An 18,220-nucleotide genomic window follows, 5' to 3' on the forward strand; every position below is an offset into this window, starting at 1 on the left:
CCGCGTGCCGTGGTCCCGCGCCGGCAGTGCGGCGCGGGACCGGGGCCGATCAGGCGGCTTCGGCGACGCTGCCGCTGGCGACTGGGGCGCTGTGGCGGATCAGGTGGTCGAAGGCGCTCAGCGCCGCCTTGGAGCCTTCGCCCATGGCGATGATGATCTGCTTGTACGGCACCGTGGTCGCATCGCCGGCGGCGAACACGCCCGGCAGCGAGGTCTGGCCACGGTCGTCGACCACGATCTCGCCACGCGGCGACAGCGCCACCGTGCCCTGCAGCCATTCGGTGTTCGGCAGCAGCCCGATCTGCACGAAGATGCCTTCCAGCGCCACGCGATGCACATCGCCGCCGACGCGGTCCTTGTAGACCAGGCCGGTGACCTTCTGGCCGTCGCCCAGCACCTCGGTGCTCTGCGCGTTGACCAGGATGTCGACGTTGCCCAGGCTGCGCAGCTTGCGCTGCAGGACTTCGTCGGCGCGCAGCTTGCTGTCGAACTCGACCAGGGTGACGTGGCTGACGATGCCGGCCAGGTCGATCGCCGCTTCCACGCCGGAGTTGCCGCCGCCGATCACCGCCACACGCTTGCCCTTGAACAGCGGGCCGTCACAGTGCGGGCAGTAGGCAACGCCCTTGTTGCGGTACTGGTCTTCGCCGGGCACGTTCATCTGCCGCCAGCGCGCGCCGGTGGACAGGATCACCGTGCGGCTCTTCAGCGACGCGCCGTTGGCCAGCTTGACCTCGACCAGACCGTCGGCGCCGGCCGGCACCAGCTGCTCGGCGCGCTGCAGGTTCATGATGTCCACGTCGTACTGGCGCACGTGCTGCTCCAGCGCCGCGGCCATCTTCGGGCCTTCGGTCTCCTGCACGGAAATGAAGTTCTCGATCGCCATGGTGTCCAGCACCTGGCCGCCGAAGCGCTCGGCCGCCACACCGGTGCGGATGCCCTTGCGCGCGGCGTAGATCGCCGCCGCCGCGCCGGCCGGGCCGCCGCCGACCACCAGCACGTCGAACGGCGCCTTGGCCGCGATCGCCGCCGCATCGCGCTTGGCCGCGCCGGTGTCGAGCTTGGCCACGATCTGCTCCAGGGTCATGCGGCCCTGGTCGAAGACTTCGCCGTTGAGGTAGACGGTGGGCACCGACATGATCTGCCGCGACTCGACCTCGTCCTGGAACAGCGCGCCGTCGATCGCCACGTGCTGGATGTTCGGATTCAGCACCGCGGCCAGGTTCAGCGCCTGCACCACGTCCGGGCAGTTCTGGCAGGACAGCGAGAAATAGGTTTCGAAGCGGTACTCGCCGGGCAGGTTGCGCACCTGCTCGATCAACTCGGCGGTGGCCTTGGACGGGTGGCCGCCGACCTGTAGCAGCGCCAGCACCAGCGAGGTGAATTCGTGGCCCATCGGCAGGCCGGCGAAGCGCAGGTGGATATCGTGGCCCGGGCTGTTCAGCGCGAACGACGGGGTGCGCTCGCCGCTGTCGCGGTGCACGTCCAGGGTGATCTTGTCCGACAGCAGCACCAGGTCCTCGAGCAGGTCGAGCATCTCGCGCGACTTGGCGCCATCGTCCACCGACGCGGTGATGTGGATGGGCCGGACGACCCGCTCCAGGTAAGCCTTCAACTGGGTTTTCAGATCGGCATCCAACATGGCGGACTCCTGACGTTGGGCAAAGCGAGGGGGAGGCGTGCTGCCGGAGCAGCGCGCCGAAGAGGGGAGGAGGGATGAACCGCAGCCGGCGCCGGCGCGCGATGCCGGCTGCGGTTCACCCCCACCCCCGCCGCAAGGCGGAGATGGGAGCGCGGGCGGTTTAGATTTTGCCGACCAGGTCCAGCGACGGCTTCAGGGTCTTCTCGCCTTCCTTCCACTTGGCCGGGCACACCTCGCCCGGGTGCGAAGCGACGAACTGCGCGGCCTTGAGCTTGCGCAGGGTCTCGGTCACGTCGCGGGCGATCGCGTTGTCGTGGATCTCGAGGGTCTTGATCACGCCTTCCGGGTTGATCACGAAGGTGCCGCGCAGGGCCAGGCCTTCTTCCTCGATGTGCACGCCGAAGGCGCGGGTCAGCTGGTGGGTCGGGTCGCCGACCAGCGGGAACTGGGCCTTGCCCACCGCCGGGGAGGTTTCGTGCCACACCTTGTGCGAGAAATGGGTGTCGGTGGTGACGATGTAGACCTCGGCGCCGATCTTCTGGAACTCGGCGTAATGCTCGGCGGCGTCTTCCACTTCGGTCGGGCAGTTGAAGGTGAAGGCGGCCGGCATGAAGATCAGCACCGACCACTTGCCCTTCAGGTCCGCGTCGGTGACTTCGATGAATTCGCCGTTGCGGTAGGCGTTGGCCTTGAACGGCTGGACCTGGGTGTTGATCAAAGACGACATGGAGTTTCCTCGTGGTTGCAATAGGGGTCGGGGGATGGAACGAGGCTCATGATAGGGGGCGCCGATAGATCCCTCAAATCGATTGATGGAATTGAATAGATAGGTTTCCTCTATCGATTTCCAAGCCTGGCTCTTTGCTGCGCTGCCGCGCGATGGCGCCAGCCGCCCATGGCGCGTAGGCGTGGTGTCCTTCTACCACGTTGGCTTTTCCAGGCTCGCTGCGTCATCGTGACAGCGATGAATGCGCCTACCCCCGAGTCCCTGCTGCGCGCGGCCTGTACCCAGGTCGAGCGCGGCGATGCCGAAGCGCTGCTGCTGCACGCGCTGCAACGCGACCGTGCCTGGCTGTTCGCGCACGCCCGCGAGCCGCTGCCCGGCGATGTGGTCGCCGGGTTCCAGGCCTTGCTGGCGCGGCGTGCGCAGGGCGAGCCGGTGGCCTACCTGACCGGCCGGCGCGGCTTCTGGACCCTGGACCTGGCGGTCGGGCCGGCCACGCTGATCCCGCGCGCGGATACCGAGCGGCTGGTGGAACTGGCGCTGGAGCGGCTGGATGGGGCGCCGGGCCGGCGTGTCGCCGACCTCGGCACCGGCAGCGGTGCCATCGCCCTGGCCCTGGCCAGCGAGCGCCCGCAGGCGCAGGTGACGGCCACCGACCTCAGTACAGCCGCCCTGGCGGTCGCGCGGGCCAACGCGCACGCGCACGGCCTGGGCAACGTCGCCTTCGTCCACGGTGCCTGGCTGGCGCCGCTGGCCGGCCAGCGCTTCGACCTGATCGCCAGCAACCCGCCGTACATCGCCGATGGCGATCCGCACCTGCAGCAGGGCGACCTGCGCTACGAACCGGCCAGCGCGCTGGCATCCGGCCCGGACGGGCTGGACGATCTGCGCCGGATCGTCGCCGCTGCGCCGGCGCATCTGCTGCCCGGTGGCTGGCTGCTGCTGGAACACGGCTGGGACCAGGGCGCGGCGGTGCGCGCACTGCTGGACGCGGCCGGCTTCGCGCAGGTGGCAACCCAGCAGGACCTTGAAGCGCGCGATCGGGTCACGCTGGGGCAGTGGCTGGCTGGTTGAGCGATAGGCCTGGCAAGACGCACGCGGCCGTTGTCGATGGCGGGCACGCGATGCGCGCCGTGCAGGGAAGCGACCCGCGCTGTGCCGAGCAGCCGCGTCGATTCGCCCCAGGCGCCAAGCGAGCGCGGTGCATTCGTCTGCGAGTCCAGGCCACGCGCTGGGTAGAATCGGGGGTTTCCCTGCAGGAGGCGCCATGCGCACGCTGTATCCCGAGATCGAGCCGTTCGACAGCGGCATGTTGCCGGTGGACGCACGGCATACCCTGTCCTACGAACAGTGCGGCAATCCGCACGGCAAGCCGGTGGTGCTGCTGCATGGCGGTCCGGGCGGCGGCTGCAACGCCAAGATGCGCCGCTTCCACGATCCGGCCAAGTACCGCATCGTGCTGTTCGACCAGCGCGGTTCCGGCCGTTCCACGCCGCATGCCGACCTGGTCGACAACACCACCTGGGACCTGGTCGCCGACATCGAGCGGCTGCGCACGCACCTGGGCATCGACCGCTGGCAGGTGTTCGGCGGCAGCTGGGGCTCGACCCTGGCGCTGGCCTACGCGCAGACGCATCCGCAGCGCGTCACCGAACTGGTGCTGCGCGGCATCTTCATGCTGCGCCGCTGGGAATTGGAGTGGTTCTACCAGGAAGGCGCCAGCCGCTTGTTCCCGGATGCGTGGGAACATTATGTCGCCGCTATCCCGCCGGTGGAGCGCGCCGACCTGATCTCGGCCTTCCACCGGCGCCTGACCAGCGACGACGAGGCCACCCGCCTGGCCGCGGCCAAGGCCTGGAGCGTGTGGGAGGGGGCCACCAGCTTCCTGCACGTGGATGCCGATTTCGTCGACAGCCACGAAGACCCGCACTTCGCGCTGGCGTTCGCGCGCATCGAGAACCACTACTTCGTCAACGGCGGCTTCTTCGAGGTCGAGGACCAGTTACTGCGCGACGCGCACCGCATCGCCGACATCCCCGGGGTGATCGTGCACGGCCGCTACGACGTGGTCTGCCCGCTGGCCAACGCCTGGGACCTGGCCAAGGCCTGGCCGAAGGCGACGCTGCAGATCACGCCGGCGTCCGGCCATTCGGCCTTCGAGGCCGAGAACGTCGACGCGCTGGTGCGCGCCACCGACGGCTTCGCCTGAGTTCGCGGGGGCGCCTGCGCGGCGCGCCCGGTCTGCGGCTCAGCAGGCCAGCACGTTGCCAGGCGCGTAGTCGGCCGCCGCGGCTGCACCTGGCGGTGCCGGCCGTGGGTCGAGTTGCGCTTGCGTGGTCTCTTCGGTCCACACCACGAACGATTCCAGGACGTTGTCGCCGAAGGTGGTGCTGATCGCCACGTCGGCGGCGTCGCGGCCGCGCGCGATCAGCACGCGGCCGATGCGCGGCAGGTTGTGGCGCGCATCGAAGGTGTACCAGTGCCCGTCGAGGAAGGCCTCGAACCAGCCGGAAAAATCCATCGGCGCGTCCGAGGCGGGGACGCCGATATCGCCGAGGTAGCCGGTGCAGTAGCGGGCCGGAATGTTCATGCAGCGGCACAGCGCGATGGCCGCATGCGCGAAGTCGCGGCACACGCCGCGCCCTTCCTGCAGTGCCTGCGCCGCGCTCTTGGTCGCGCAAGCATGGACGTAGCCGAAGGCGATGCGCGCATGCACGTAGTCGCAGATCGCCTGCACCCGTGCCCAGCCGGGCGGCGTGCCGCCGAACAGCTCCCAGGCCATGCCGCTGAGCAGGTCGGTCTCGCAGTAGCGGCTGCCGAGCAGATACACCAGGGTATCGTCGGGCAACTGCTCCACCGGGGTCTGCGCGGCGTCGTAGCGATACTGGTCCGGCAGCCCGCTGTCGCGCACCACCGCGTCGGCACGCAGGGTCAGTGCGCCGGCGGGTGCCTGCAGGCGCGTGCAGCGGTTGCCGAAGCCGTCGCGATAGGTGTGCAGCGGCACTGCCGGCATGCTGTGCAGGGCGGTGGCGGCGACGATGTCGTCGTGGCGGCTGTCGTGGATGTCCAGCATCGCCAGCATCGGCGTCGCCTGCGCGAAACGGTAGCGGATCTCGTAGCCGAGGCGGATGAGCATGGGGTGTCCGGTGCGGGGCGGGTTGCCGGCGCGGACCGGTCCAAGCCCAGCGTGCGCAGGCCGCGCTCAGCTTGGTGTGAAGGCGGGCGCTCGCCGCTTCAGCATGCTGAGCGGAGGAGGGGGCTCAGTGTATGTCGAACCGACGCATTGGCGACGGGGGGGGGCGAAACCGCGGCGCGACGTGGGTGCTACGCCAAGGACCGCCGCACCGGGAGCGCCTTGCGGCAGCGCGTGGGCGCGGTGGTCGGTCGTCTTCGACGGAGGGACGCGGCAAAAGCCACATCTCTCGCCGACGTCTTGTACTCAGCCAAGCGCCAGCAACGGCGGCTGCAGCGCGCTGAAGATCCGCGCCAGGCGCTGCGCCCAGGCCTGCTGGCCGGCGGCGTCGGCGATCAGGTCCTGGCGGATCTCCAGTTCCACGTGCGGCAGGCCGCGGCCTTCGCCGTGCACGGGCACCGCGTAGTCGCTGCTGTCGCTGACCGCGTACGGCGCGTTGTCGCCGACCAGCAGGTCGTCTTCCTCGCGCAGCGCCTGCAGTAGCGCGTGGGCGAAACGGGTGTCGCGGTGGTAGAGCACGCCGACATGCCAGGGCCGCGGCACGCCGTCCATCACCGGGGTGAAGCTGTGCATCATCACCAGCAGGGTGGGGCGCGCGGCGGCGCGGCGTGCGTCCAGTTCGGCGGCGATGCGCGCGTGGTAGGGCGCATGCACGGCGTCGATGCGCTGCTGCCGCTGCGCCGCCGTGAGCCCGGCATTGCCCGGCACCACGGTGTGGTCGCTGACCGGCGGAATCAGCGTCGGCGAGGCCAGCGGGCGATTGCAGTCGATCAGCAGTCGCGAATAGGTCTGTTCGATCGCCCAGGCGTCGAGCAGCGCCGACAGCGCGCGGGTGGTACCGGCGATGCCGATGTCCCAGCCGATGTGCCGGTCCAGGTCCGCCTGCGCCAGGCCGAGACCGTGCAGCGCATGCGGGACCGCCTGGCCGGCGTGGTCGGCCAGCAGCACGAACGGCGAAGCGCCGTGCGCGCGGTGGATGGTGAATACCGCCGGGTCGTCGGCGCCCAGCAGCGGTGGCAGATCGGAACGGGGTGCCTCAGCCACGCGGCGTCCCGTCGAGCTCGTGTTCGATCATCCACAGGCCGGCCCAGAGCTTCGCGTCCAGTGCGTAGCCTTCGCCCATCTTCTGCACCAGCCACGCGGCGGCACGGGCGCGCGGTACCGTATGCACAGTGATGTCCTCGCTGGCGTCGCCGCCGCCGTTGCCGACCTTGCGCAGGCCGGTGGCACGGACGAAGGCGATCTTCTCGTTGCTGGCGCCGGCCGAGGTCGGGCCGATCAGCAGCACTTCGGCGTGGTCGGCGGTCCAGCCGGTCTCCTCTTCCAGTTCGCGCACCGCCGACACTTCGATCGATTCGCCGGCATCGATGTCGCCGACCAGGCCGGCCGGCATCTCGATGGTGCGCGCCTGCAGCGGCACGCGGAACTGTTCGACGAACAGCACTTCGTCGTCCGGCGTGACCGCCACGATGATCGCGGCCAGGCCACCGGCATGCACCCGTTCGGAATACTCCCAGGTGCCGCGCACGACCATGCGCTGGTATTTGCCTTCGTAGACGACGCGGGGCGGGGAATCGTGGCGGGGCATGGGCAGCTCGCAAGATGGCGGAGGAAGAAGGCGCGGTCGCGCGCGGCGCGGTCCGGCGATGCGGTGCAGTGTAGAGCGTGCGCTGTGTTTTTTTGATGCGTGCCCTGCGGCCAGCGGTGGGTGGGCGCGACGCGAGGCCGGCGCTCAGCCGGCTACGAACTCCAGGCCCGCCGCCTGCAGCAGCCGGCGTCGGGTCAGCGGCCCGAAGCGCAGCGCCTCGCACAGGCCGTGCAGCATGTCGGCATCGGCCGCGCCGCGGGCGAAATCCGTGGTGGCGGTGTGCAGCGGCGCGTCCAGGGCGATGGTGGTCAGTTGCCGCCACAGCAGCGCGTGTTCGCGCTGCTCGCGCAGGCGCACGGCCATCTGCGCGGCGCCGCGCAGGCGCAGGAATGCCACTTCGTCGACCCGTGCCAGCAGCGTGTCCAGGTCGCCGAAGTGCGCCAGCAGGATCGCCGCCGACTTGGCGCCGATGCCGGTGACTCCTGGGATGTTGTCGATCGCATCGCCGGTCAGCGCCAGGTAGTCGGCGATCTGGTGCGCATGCACGCCGTGCCGCGCCTTGACTCCGGCCGCGCCCCAGCGCTGGCCGCGGCCGTAGTCCCATTGTTCGTCGAACTCCAGCAGCAACTGCGACAGGTCCTTGTCGGCGGAGACGATCACGCCGTGGAAGCCGTTGCCGCGGGCGCTGTGCAGGGCGCTGCCGATCAGGTCGTCGGCCTCGTAGTCGTGGTGCGCCAGCACGCCCAGGCCGAGGGCCGCGCAGAGCGCCTTGCAGTGCGCGAACTGGCGGCGCAGCGCGTCCGGTGCCGGCGCGCGGTTGGCCTTGTAGGCGGTGTACAGCCGATGCCGGAAGCAGCTGTCCAGCGCTTCGTCGAAGGCGATCACGATGTGCTGCGGTCGCTCGCGCTCGAGCAGGTCGAGCAGGAAGCGGGCGAAGCCGTGTACCGCATTGGTCGGCCAGCCCTGCGCGTCCTGGAACTCGTCGGGAATCGAATGCCAGGCGCGGAACACGTACAGGCTGGCATCGACCAGGTACAGCGGCCGCGACACGGGCAGGCCTGCGTTCACGGCGTCCAGTCGCTGAGCAGCGCGCGTGGGTCCGGCCGCTCGCGCTCCGGCACGTCGAGGCGGGCGGTGCCGATGTGGATGAAGCCGGCGACATGCTCGTGCTCGGCCAGGCCCAGTCGCGCGGTCACCGTTTCGTCATACGCCATCCAGCCGGTCAGCCACTGCGCGCCGAAGCCGTAGGCCTGCGCCGCCTGCAGCAGCGCGAAGCACACCGATCCGGCGGTCATCCACTGTTCGATCTCCGGCACCTTGTGCCCGCGCTGCAGGCGCGCGATGACCGCGATCACCAGCGGCGCGTGGGCGAAGCGTTCGCGGTCCTTCTCCACCGCCGCCGGTGCCGCGCCGGGATCGCGCTGCAGGGTGCGCGCGGCGAGGATGTCGCCCAACGCCTGGCGCGCCGGGCCGGCGATGCGCAGGAAGCGGAACGGCACCAGCTTTCCGTGATCGGGGACACGCACTGCAGACTGCAGCATCGCCAGCAGCGTCTCCGCGTCCGGTCCCGGCTCGCCCAGCTGCTTGGATGGCACTGAACGGCGCGCATCCAGCGCTTGCAGCGAATGAATTGTGCGCATAGTCTCGATTCCGTGGGGCGGGCGCGGAATTATAGTCGGGCGCTCGCAGGCGGCAGCGGATGCCGCAGTTACACGGACAATCACGTTGCGTTGCTGATCTGCCGCTAGCTTCCGAATTGACGTCGGTCTCACTGCCGCCTGCGTATCACACTGCCATGACCCTTGCTGAATACGCTGAAGAGTTGTCGCCCAGCCGCAACGCGGATCTGCTCGAGCAGGTCCGTGACGTGGTGTCGGTTCCGCTCGCCGGCGCGTTCGGCGAGGTGTTGGACGTGCTTGCCGAGGCGCTGTTCCGCATGGCCGAGCGCGCCGGGCCGGCGCAGAACGACTATTTCGAGGCGATCCAGCTGTTGCGCCAGCAGCGCGAGCCGATCGCCGCGCGTTTCCGCGCGCATCTGGCCCAGGCCTGGCAGGCAGTGGAAGCCGGGCGCCCGCTGTCGGTGGAGCGCAGCCTGGCGCGCGAGCGCGGCGACCTGAGCCTGGTCTCGGAACAGGAACTGGACGTGCGCCTGGCGGTGCGCAACCTGGCCGGCGCGATCCAGCACCGCTGGCGGCCGGAGCTGATGCGGCTGAACCGGTTCCTCGGCTTCATCGCCGGCGGCCAGCGCATCGATGCCGACAACAACCCGTTCGGCCCCGAGCACGTGGGCGCGGCGGTGTACGCGGCGCTGCACGGGCTGGTGCTGGCGCCGCAGGTGCAACTGGCGATCGTCAAGATCTGCGAGCAGGAACTGCAGGAGCGCGTCGGCGAGCTGTATGCGCAACTGGAGCAGCGCCTGAACGAGGTCGCGCGCGCCCGCGCGCTGCCCAGCGGGCGTCCGCGCCGCCGTGCCATCCCGCGCCTGGGCGCGAGCGATGACGAGGCGGCGCCGGACTGGATCAGCCGCTTCTTCGAGAACTGGGACACCGCCGCGCCTTTGTCGGCGGCACAGCGCCGTGCCGCGCGCGCGCTGGACGCGCATGCACGCAACGAGCAGGAAGTACTGCCGCCGGCGTTGCGCGCGCTGCTGCACGAGGCGCAGCCGGAGGCGGGCCCGGGCGACGGCCGGCGCTGCCTGTCGCCGCGCGAGGTGCTGTCGGTGCTGTCGCTGCTGCAGACCATGCCATTGGCCGGATTCGCCGCGGTCTGCGAACACGGCGGCCCGCTGGCGCAGGGCTTGCGCCGGCAGATCGCCGGGGTCGGCGCCTCGCTCGGCCTGGACCCGGCCAGCACCTGCCTGGACCCGGCCGATGCCGACACCCTGGATCTGGTCGGCCTGCTGTTCGACGTGATGCTCGAGGAATGCGTGCTGCAGCCGGCGCAGCGCGAACTGCTGGGGCAGATGCTGGTGCCGATGGCCAAGGTGGCGCTGATCGACGGCCGCCTGTTCGTGCGCGACGGGCATCCGGCGCGGCGCCTGCTCAACCTGCTGGCCGACGCCTGCGACGGCAATGCCGGCAGCACCGGCCCGGAGCAGGCGCTGCTGGCGCAGGCGCAGGCGGCGGTCGAACGGGTGGTGCGCGATTTCGACGAGCACCTGGCGGTGTTCCTGGCGCTGGAGGCCGAGTTCGGCAGCGCCTACGAGCAGTACCGGCGCCGGGTGGAGATTGCCGAGCGCCGCGCGGCCGAACTGCAGCGGGCCGAGGAACGCCGCGAGGTTGCCCGGCAGCGCGCCGCGCAGGCCCTGCACGAACTGCTGCAGCAGGCCGGCGACGACCTGGCCCTGCCGCTGCCCATCGAGGCGTTCCTGCGCCAGTCCTGGTGTCAGTACGTGCAGCAGTCGGCCTTGCGCGACGACGGCCAGGGCAGCGCGCTCGCCGCGGCGCTGGCGCTGGGCGATGCGGTGCTGGCGCAGTGCCGCCAGGCCCAGTCCGGCGCGGCACCGGCTGAAGGGTGGCTGCAGCCGCAGCATGCCGAGCTGACCCGGCTGTGGACCAGCGTCGGCCTGGACGCCGCGGCGGCCGAAGCCGCCTGGCAGGCCCTGCACATGGCGCTGGACGACCTGGCGCACGCGCGGCCGCTGCAGGCCGCGCTGCCCGCGGCGGGCGTGGACGTGCCCGAGCCGCCCGCCGCCGAGACCGTGCCGGCCCTGCCGGAACCGGCCCAGGCCACCGATTTCGACCACATCACCGCCGATTACTTCCGCAACCTGCCGTTGGGGACCTGGCTGGACTTCGTCGACCGCGAGGGCCGCGTGCAACCCGGCAAGCTGACCTGGGTGAGCCCGATCTCGGCGCGCCTGCTGTTCGTCAACCGTCGTGGCGGGCGGCTGTGCGTCGCCTCGGCCGAGGCGCTGGCGGTGATGGCGCGGCTGGACAGGCTGCGCCTGCATCGCGACGACGATGCGTTCTACAGTGCCATGCAGGGCGTGGTCGACCGCCTGGAACGGGTGGCGGTCGCGGCCTGAGCGGTTGCGCATTCAGGCCGCACTGCACGCGCGGTTACGCTGCCGACCGCTACGATTCTGCTCGGGGTCACGTTCTGGAGCGAGAAATGCGTAGCCCGTCACGGTCGATATTCAGCTACCTTGCCTACCATGCAGGAGCGGAAACAGGGGCCGCGTCTGTTTGTCCTCCACCATTCCTCCATCTGGCGCCGTCCATGGCGCGGAGCCGTCGCGCATGAGTTTCAGCCCCAGCCCGCACGCACACCCGGCGCGTGACCCGCGCCTGTTGACGCAGGCGCGCGAGGGCATGCTGCCGGTGCTGGGCCAGGCTTTCGCCGAGGCGCTGGCGCACTTCGACGACGTGCTGTTCGACCGCGCCGAGAGCGCGGGTGCGTCGCAGCTGCTGTTCCTGGACGGGATGCGCGAGTTGCGGCGCCGCCGCGACGAGATCGCCGCGCGCTTCCGCGCGCAACTGCATACCGCCTGGGAGGCGCTGGAGGCCGGCGCGCCGTTGTCGGCCGAAGTCGCCCTGGCCGGCTATGGGCAGGGCCTGAGCCTGATCTCCGAACACGAACTGGAATCGCGGCTGGCGGTGCGCAACCTGGCCAGCGTGCTGCTGCGCGAGTGGAAGCCGGTGCTGACCCGCATCGACCGGCGCCTGGGCTGGATCGCCGGCGGCCTGGAACTGGATGCGGACACCAACCCGATCGGCCCCGAACACATCGGCGTGGCCGTGCATGCCGCCTTCTCCACCAGCGACCTGGCCCCGGAAGTGCGGCTGGTGCTGATCAAGCTGTGCGAGCGCGACTTCACCGCCGGGGTCGGCAAGCTCTACCAGGACCTGGACGACAGCCTCGCCCAGGCCGGGGTGATGCCGGAGATCTCGCGGCCACGCACGCCGCCGCCGCGCCGCGCGCCGCCGCCGGAGCAGCGCCCGCTGCGCGACACCGGCGCTGCGGCCGATGCCGGCATCGGCGCCGAGCTGGGCGAGGACGAGGAACACTACGCGCCGGCCTGGGCCAACCGCTTCGTCAACCGGTGGGCCGAGCGCCGCGGCAGCCTGCAGGCCGGCGAGCGCTACGAGGATCCCGAAGCGCGCCTGCCCGGCGGCAGCCAGGGCGTGTTGCTGGAGGCGCTGCACGAACTGCTGCAGCAGACTCGCAACGCGCGCGAGAGCGCCACCTCCGCGGCGACCGCGGCGGTGGGCCAGCAACGGCCGCTGAGCCAGCGCGAGATGATGTCGGTGCTGTCGCTGCTGCAGGCCACGCCCAGCGCCACCCTGCGCGCGGCGATCGGCGACGACAGCGAGTCGCTGGCGCAGCGGCTCAAGAGCGAGGTGCTGTCCAACGCCACCCAGTTCGGCGTGGACCCGGCGCATGCACGGCTGGATCCGGTCGACGAGGATGCGATCGACCTGGTCGGCATGCTGTTCGACGTGATGCTCGACGAGCGCGACCTGGAAGGCCGCTCGCGCGAATTGATCGGCCGGCTGGTGGTGCCGTTCGTCAAGGTCGCGCTGCTGGACCGGCGCATGTTCGTGCAGAAGACCCATCCGGCGCGGCGCCTGCTCAACTCGCTGGCCGAGGCCTGCGAGGGCAACACCGGCGAGAGCCAGGCCGAGCGCGTGCTGATGGGCAAGGTCGAGGAGATCATCGACCGGCTGGTGGCCGAGTTCAACGAGAACCTGGCGATCTTCCTGACCCTGGAAGAGGAATTCCGCGATTTCCTGGTGCAGCACCGCCGCCGCATCGAGATCGCCGAGCGCCGCGCCGCCGAGACCCAGCGCGGCCAGGAGAAGCTGGAACTGGCGCGGCAGCGCGCCGAGGCCGAACTGCAGCTGCGCCTGCAGGGCCGGCAGTTGCCGCAGGCGCTGCAGGATTTCCTGCACCAGCCGTGGCAGCACCACCTGACCATGGCGATGCTGCGCGAAGGCGAGGGCGGCCCCGGCGTGCGCGATGCGCTGGCGCTGGCCGACGGCCTGCTCGAGGAAGCCGCCGAGGCGCAGCGGCACATCGTCGGCAAGCCCTGGCTGCAGGCCTGGCAGGGCGCGCTGCAGCGGGTCTTCGCCAGCGTCGGCCTTCATGCCGAGGCGGCCACGGCGGCGATCGATGCGCTGCACGACACGCTGCAGGCGGTGGCCGAACTGCGTCCGGAACTGGAGCGGCCGCTGCCGGAACTGCCGCAGGTGGCGCTGCCGCAACCGCCGGTGCAGGAGGCGCAACCGGTGGAGGTGGCGCCGCCACAGACCATGGACGATTTCGACAACGCCGATGCTGACCGCTTCCGCGCGATGCCGATCGGCACCTGGCTGGATTTCGTCGACCGCGACGGCAAGATGCAGGCCGGCAAGCTGTCGTGGGTGAGCCCGATCTCGTCGCGCCTGCTGTTCGTCAACCGGCGCGGCGTGCGCTTCTGCGTGGCCTCGCCGGAAGAACTGGCGGTGATGGTGCGGCTGGGCCGGCTGCGCGCGCACGTGGACGACGGCGCCTTCGACAGCGCCATGCAGGGCGTCATCGACCGGCTGGACCCGCACAGCCCGACCTTGCACTGAGGCGCGCTGGCGCCGTCGGCCTGCGCTGCGACGGCGTGGCGCCGCTTCTCTCCTAGGCGTTGCGGTGGCAGCGCAAGCGCGTCATCGGCGGCCAGTGGCGGTCGCCAACACAACAGATGTCACGGTCGACCGCATGCAGCGGCGAACTCAATACAACGGCGTGCCCGCCTTGTATGCGGCCACGAACGACTGCCAATCCAACTGCACCTGCGCGGCGTAGTCGAACGCGAACTGGCGCAGTTCCGATTTCAGCCCGCTCTTGCTGGTGGCCGCCTGGTCGATCTGCTTGTCGATGCTGTAGGGCACCACGTTCGGGTCGTAGTCCTGGTCGGCCAGGGCGTGCGCCGAGGCCAGGGCCTGGCCCAGGTAGGTGGCGGCGGTGGCGAGCTTGCCGGCGCTGTCCAGCGCGGTCGGATCCAGGTCCTGCTGGAACGGCGACTTCTCGTGCACGTAGAACGGGGTGCCGTTGACGCTGGCGTAGCCGACCAGCACGTCGGCGTCGATGGTCTGCGCCTTGGCGGTGCGCGCCACCCGCGCGCCTTCGTTGTTGTCGTAGGTGGAGGCCGGCATCTGCGACGGCGCCGCCACCGCGACCACGCTGGCCGCTTCCTGCTTCCACTCCAGGATCACGTCGTCGCTGGTCGACGTGCTCGGGCCTTCGATCAGCACGTACAGGCGCAGGCGGCCGAGGCTGCCGGTGCCCGAACCCAGCTTCTGGCGCACGTCCTTGATGGTGTAGTAGCTGGACGCATAGCGCTTGGACGCGGCGATCGAGCCGATGTAGCCGTTCATCGCCGCGGCCACCGCCGAGGCGGTGCCGGTGTCCACCGCGACCAGGTTGTCCAGGTCCTGGAACTGGCGCTTGCCGCCGCTGACCACCGTGTACTTGGACAGCAGGCTGCTGCGGCTCTTGCCGTCGGCGCTGTCGATGATCTTGGCCACCGCGCCACTGGTGTTGCGCTTGCTCAGCTGGAAGCTCGCTTCGGCGTCGCTGCCGCGGAAGTCGGCGATCTTGTCCAGGTAGGCGCCGACCATGGTGTCGATGGCGTCGCCGATGTCGCTGTCGGACAGGCCGTTGTCGCGGCCGGCCAGGACCATGCTCGCGGCCAGCCGGCGTAGGTCCCACACGTACTGGCCGAGGTGGCCTTCGTCGAAGTCGGCGACCTTGAACACCGCCTTGCCGCTGCTGTCGCGCGCCGCATCAAAGTTGCCGAGGTGGGTGTCGCCGCCGAGCCAGGTGTAGCCGGTCTGCGGCGAGGTCCACAGCGATTCCGGCAGGGTCGTCATGTCCTGGTAGAAGATGTGGTCGGTGCCGCGGTAGAAGGCGTAGGCGCTGGTGGCCATGGTCGCCATCTTGGTGTCCAGCTCGGCACGCTGCGCGGCGTAGGGATGGTTGTAGTCGTGGATCTGCTGCACCACCCAGGCGTTGCGCTTGCTCGCCGCCGTCGCGCCACTGGCGCATGCGGCAAGGGTCAGGCCGATCAGCAGCAACTGCGGCAGGCGGGTGGACATCGCGGGTCTCCAGGGCGGACGAGGGAAGCGGCAGTCGAGCACGCCCGCATTGCACGCAGATGAACCGCCCATCGCTCCTAGAAGTAGCGCAGCCAGGCCTGGTCGCGGCGCCGCGCCTTGAGCCGCGCGAACGCGGCGGTGGGCCAGTACAGGGCCAGCCCCAGCGCCGCGGCGATCGCCCACAGCGCGGCCACGCTGTCCACGCCGAAGACGGCGCCGTGGTTGGCGCCCCACAGCGCCAGCGCGGCCAGGTAGGCGAGCTTGAGCACGTATAGATGCAGCAGGTAGAAGAACATCGGCGCCGCGCCGATCGCCGCCAGTGGCGCCAGCCTGCGCGCCACGGCGGGGTGTTCGTACAGGCGCAGCAACAGCAGGCCCACGCCCAGGGTCAGCAGCAGGAACTGCAGCGAAGGCGGGTACTTGGTGACGTTGAAGAAGCTCATCGCGGTATGCGCGAGGTCGTCCTGCGCCTGCCAGGGCGCATCGCCGTAGCCGTTGTGCCAGCGCAGCAGGTGGAAGCCGGCCAGCGCGCCCAGCCCCCAGGCCAGCAGGCGCTGCTGGCGTTGCGCCGGGTCGGCGGCAACGCCGTACCAGGGGCCGGCGGCGTAGCCGAGCGCGATCACCCCGATCCACGGCAGCACCGGATACGAGGTGCGCAGGCGCAGATCGCCCAGTTCCAGCCAGCGCCGGTCGTGCAGCACCGCCCAGGCGGCCGCGAGCGGGCCGTCGCCCTGCACCTGCACGGCGTCCAGCAGGTGATGGCCGGCAACCAGCGCCGCGCCCAGCAGGGCCAGCGCCGGCCGCGGCAGCCACAGCAACGCGGCCAGCGCGAGCATGCTCAGGCCGATCGCCCAGATCACCTGCAGGTACAGCGCCTGCGGCGGGAAGGCGCCGCTCCAGGCCAGGTTGACCAGGGTCAGCTCCAGCACGATCAGGAACAGGCCGCGCTTGAGCAGGAAACGGGCGGCCGCCGCGCGCCCGTCGGCCTGCCTGGACGCAGACAGCCACGCCGACAGGCCGGTCAGGAACACGAACACCGGCGCGCACAGGTGGGCCAGGGTGCGCGCGACGAACAACGCCGGCGCGGTGCCTTCCACCTGCATCGGGTCGCCGACCGGATGGTGCAGGTAGAAGGTCTCGCGCACGTGGTCGAGCAGCATCAGCAGCATCACCGTGCCGCGCAGCAGGTCGATCGAGGCCAGGCGTGCGTTGGCCGTGGCAGCGGCGGGCAGGGCGAAGGATGCGGGCGCGGCGGAAACGGAAGCAGCGGGTGGCATGCGTGACGGCGAGTGTCGAATATTGAAACAATATAACACTTGCGCATCGGGCGCCGGCCGCGTGCGCCGTCGCGACCGGGGTGGTCACGCGAAGCGATGGCCCGTCGAGCCGACGGCGCCCGCAGGCAGGGCGAGGGGGCGCACCCCTTGGCGACGCGGGCACCTGTCCGCGGATCGCGTCGTCAGGCCGCCGCGCCTGCACCGGCGCGGCGGCGCAAGGCTCAGTCCTCGCCGATGTCCTCGTTCCACACGTCCGGGTGCGCGGCGATGAAGCCGCCGAGCAGGTCGATGCATTCCTGGCTGTGCAGGTCGATGACCTCCACGCCGCTCTCGCGCAGCCAGTCGATGCCGCCCTGGAAGGTCACCGATTCGCCGACCACCACCGTGCCGATGTTGAACTGCCGCACCAGGCCGCTGCAGTACCAGCACGGCGCCAGGGTGGTGACCATGATGGTGTCCTTGTAGCGGCGCTGGCGGCCGGCCTTGCGGAAGGCGTCGGTCTCGCCGTGCACGGACGGGTCGCCTTCCTGCACGCGGCGGTTGTGGCCGCAGCCGAGCAGGCGGCCGTCGCGGTGGTACAGGGCAGCGCCGATCGGGATGCCGCCCTCGGCCAGGCCCTGGCGGGCTTCGGCGATGGCGGTGTCGAGCAGGGCGCGGTAGTCGGGCGTGGTCAGCATGGCAGGGCCGGGGGAAGGGAGTGGCCGGCAGTCTGGCCCAGGCGGCCGGCGGCTGTCATCCCGGGCGGCGCTTCACCGGCACGCGGCGGCCGGCAGTGCGATAATCCCGGCATGAGCGAATCCCCCTACAAGACCGGTACCACCCATTTCGGCTTCCGCGACGTCGCCGCCAAGGACAAGCAGAAGCTGGTCGGCGAGGTCTTCACCTCGGTCGCCGGCAACTACGACCTGATGAACGACCTGATGAGCATGGGCATCCATCGGGTCTGGAAGCGCTATTTCGTCGCCACCGCGCAGGTCAAGCCGGGCGACCGCGTGCTCGACCTGGCCGGCGGCACCGGCGACATCGCCGCGCTGCTGAAGGACCGGGTCGGCGCCGACGGTGAGATCGTGCTGGGCGACATCAACGCCGGCATGCTCTCGGTGGGCCGCGACCGCCTCACCAACCGCGGCCTGGTCGCGGGCCTGGACTATGTGCAGTGCAACGCCGAGGCGCTGCCGTTCCCGGACCAGAGCTTCGACCTGGTGACCATTGCCTTCGGCCTGCGCAACGTCACCGACAAGGACGCGGCGCTGCGCGAGATGTACCGCGTGCTCAAGGTCGGCGGCCAGGCGCGGGTGCTGGAGTTCTCCGAAGTCACCGCTGACTGGTTCAAGCCGCTGTACGACTTCCATTCGTTCAAGGTGTTGCCGCGCCTGGGCAAGCTGTTCGCCAGGGACGCCGACAGCTATCAGTACCTGGCCGAGAGTATCCGCAAGCATCCGCCGCAGGACGCGCTGAAGGGGATGATGGAAGAGGCCGGCTTCGCCCGCAGCCACTACAAGAATCTCACCGGTGGGATCGTGGCGATCCATTCGGGCTATAAGGTTTAGAGCCGGGATTCGGGAGTCGGGATTCGGGATTCGTAAGAGCGGGCGATCGGTTGCTGACCGATCGCGGGCCTGTGCCGTCCTTGTGGGAGGGACTTCAGTCCCGACGCGCGGTCCGACGATGCCGACGCAAGCATCCGTCGCAGAAAGCCCGGATTGGGGAATCGGGATTGGGGAATC

The 18,220-nt window shown here is 70.4% G+C and carries 15 protein-coding genes; 5 read left to right on the plus strand and 10 right to left on the minus strand.

The window, feature by feature from the left end; translation table 11 throughout:
- Positions 1 to 49 precede the first annotated feature (49 nt).
- Positions 50 to 1,642 (minus strand): alkyl hydroperoxide reductase subunit F, encoded by a 1,593-nt coding sequence (gene ahpF / locus RAB71_RS04720; RefSeq protein WP_010341942.1) that lies wholly within the window; start codon positions 1,640 to 1,642, stop codon positions 50 to 52.
- Positions 1,643 to 1,802: 160 nt separating this feature from the next.
- On the minus strand, positions 1,803 to 2,369 hold the full coding sequence (ahpC, locus tag RAB71_RS04725; RefSeq protein ID WP_010341941.1) for an alkyl hydroperoxide reductase subunit C: 567 nt from the start codon (positions 2,367 to 2,369) through the stop codon (positions 1,803 to 1,805).
- Between the two features lie 237 nt (positions 2,370 to 2,606).
- On the opposite strand from ahpC, the gene prmC reads away from it, so the two are divergent.
- Entirely contained in the window at positions 2,607 to 3,440 is an 834-nt protein-coding gene (gene prmC, locus RAB71_RS04730) for a peptide chain release factor N(5)-glutamine methyltransferase (protein WP_010341940.1), read from the plus strand.
- Positions 3,441 to 3,633: 193 nt separating this feature from the next.
- The gene (gene pip, locus RAB71_RS04735) at positions 3,634 to 4,575 is read left to right on the plus strand and encodes a prolyl aminopeptidase (protein WP_010341938.1); all 942 of its coding nucleotides are present in this window, start codon (positions 3,634 to 3,636) and stop codon (positions 4,573 to 4,575) included.
- A gap of 39 nt (positions 4,576 to 4,614) precedes the next feature.
- Here the strand turns inward: pip and RAB71_RS04740 are convergent, their stop codons facing one another.
- The 5 genes from RAB71_RS04740 to RAB71_RS04760 form a co-directional block, all read right to left on the minus strand.
- A complete protein-coding gene (locus RAB71_RS04740; protein WP_010341937.1) occupies positions 4,615 to 5,502 on the minus strand; it encodes a transglutaminase family protein in 888 nt (295 codons plus the stop codon).
- A 303-nt stretch (positions 5,503 to 5,805) separates the two neighbouring features.
- Complete coding sequence (locus RAB71_RS04745) at positions 5,806 to 6,603, minus strand: N-formylglutamate amidohydrolase (protein WP_010341936.1); 798 nt, start codon at positions 6,601 to 6,603, stop codon at positions 5,806 to 5,808.
- A complete protein-coding gene (locus RAB71_RS04750; RefSeq protein WP_010341935.1) occupies positions 6,596 to 7,147 on the minus strand; it encodes an NUDIX hydrolase in 552 nt (183 codons plus the stop codon). The genes RAB71_RS04745 and RAB71_RS04750 overlap by 8 nt, the downstream gene beginning before the upstream one ends.
- 144 nt (positions 7,148 to 7,291) lie before the next feature.
- Positions 7,292 to 8,215, minus strand: a complete 924-nt coding sequence (locus RAB71_RS04755) for a 5'-3' exonuclease H3TH domain-containing protein (RefSeq protein ID WP_010341934.1) — start codon at positions 8,213 to 8,215, stop codon at positions 7,292 to 7,294.
- On the minus strand, positions 8,212 to 8,787 hold the full coding sequence (locus tag RAB71_RS04760) for a nitroreductase (protein ID WP_010341933.1): 576 nt from the start codon (positions 8,785 to 8,787) through the stop codon (positions 8,212 to 8,214). Before RAB71_RS04760 ends, RAB71_RS04755 begins: the two co-directional genes overlap by 4 nt.
- A gap of 155 nt (positions 8,788 to 8,942) precedes the next feature.
- Here RAB71_RS04760 and RAB71_RS04765 point away from each other — a divergent pair, with 155 nt between their 5' ends.
- Positions 8,943 to 11,174: a DUF1631 family protein gene (locus tag RAB71_RS04765; protein WP_029561947.1), complete on the plus strand. Its 2,232-nt coding sequence runs from the start codon at positions 8,943 to 8,945 to the stop codon at positions 11,172 to 11,174.
- A gap of 214 nt (positions 11,175 to 11,388) precedes the next feature.
- Entirely contained in the window at positions 11,389 to 13,704 is a 2,316-nt protein-coding gene (locus RAB71_RS04770) for a DUF1631 domain-containing protein (RefSeq protein WP_010341931.1), read from the plus strand.
- A gap of 147 nt (positions 13,705 to 13,851) precedes the next feature.
- On the opposite strand, the gene RAB71_RS04775 is transcribed toward RAB71_RS04770, so the two are convergent.
- The 3 genes from RAB71_RS04775 to RAB71_RS04785 form a co-directional block, all read right to left on the minus strand.
- A complete protein-coding gene (locus tag RAB71_RS04775; protein WP_010341930.1) occupies positions 13,852 to 15,216 on the minus strand; it encodes a DUF2252 domain-containing protein in 1,365 nt (454 codons plus the stop codon).
- 77 nt (positions 15,217 to 15,293) lie between these two features.
- Positions 15,294 to 16,493: a DUF1624 domain-containing protein gene (locus tag RAB71_RS04780; RefSeq protein ID WP_010341929.1), complete on the minus strand. Its 1,200-nt coding sequence runs from the start codon at positions 16,491 to 16,493 to the stop codon at positions 15,294 to 15,296.
- 221 nt (positions 16,494 to 16,714) lie between these two features.
- Complete coding sequence (locus RAB71_RS04785; RefSeq protein ID WP_010341927.1) at positions 16,715 to 17,170, minus strand: nucleoside deaminase; 456 nt, start codon at positions 17,168 to 17,170, stop codon at positions 16,715 to 16,717.
- A 111-nt stretch (positions 17,171 to 17,281) separates the two neighbouring features.
- Here RAB71_RS04785 and ubiE point away from each other — a divergent pair, with 111 nt between their 5' ends.
- Positions 17,282 to 18,043: a bifunctional demethylmenaquinone methyltransferase/2-methoxy-6-polyprenyl-1,4-benzoquinol methylase UbiE gene (gene ubiE, locus RAB71_RS04790; protein ID WP_010341926.1), complete on the plus strand. Its 762-nt coding sequence runs from the start codon at positions 17,282 to 17,284 to the stop codon at positions 18,041 to 18,043.
- Positions 18,044 to 18,220: the final 177 nt, after the last annotated feature.

Source organism: Xanthomonas sacchari, from assembly GCF_040529065.1.
GTDB lineage: Bacteria > Pseudomonadota > Gammaproteobacteria > Xanthomonadales > Xanthomonadaceae > Xanthomonas_A > Xanthomonas_A sacchari.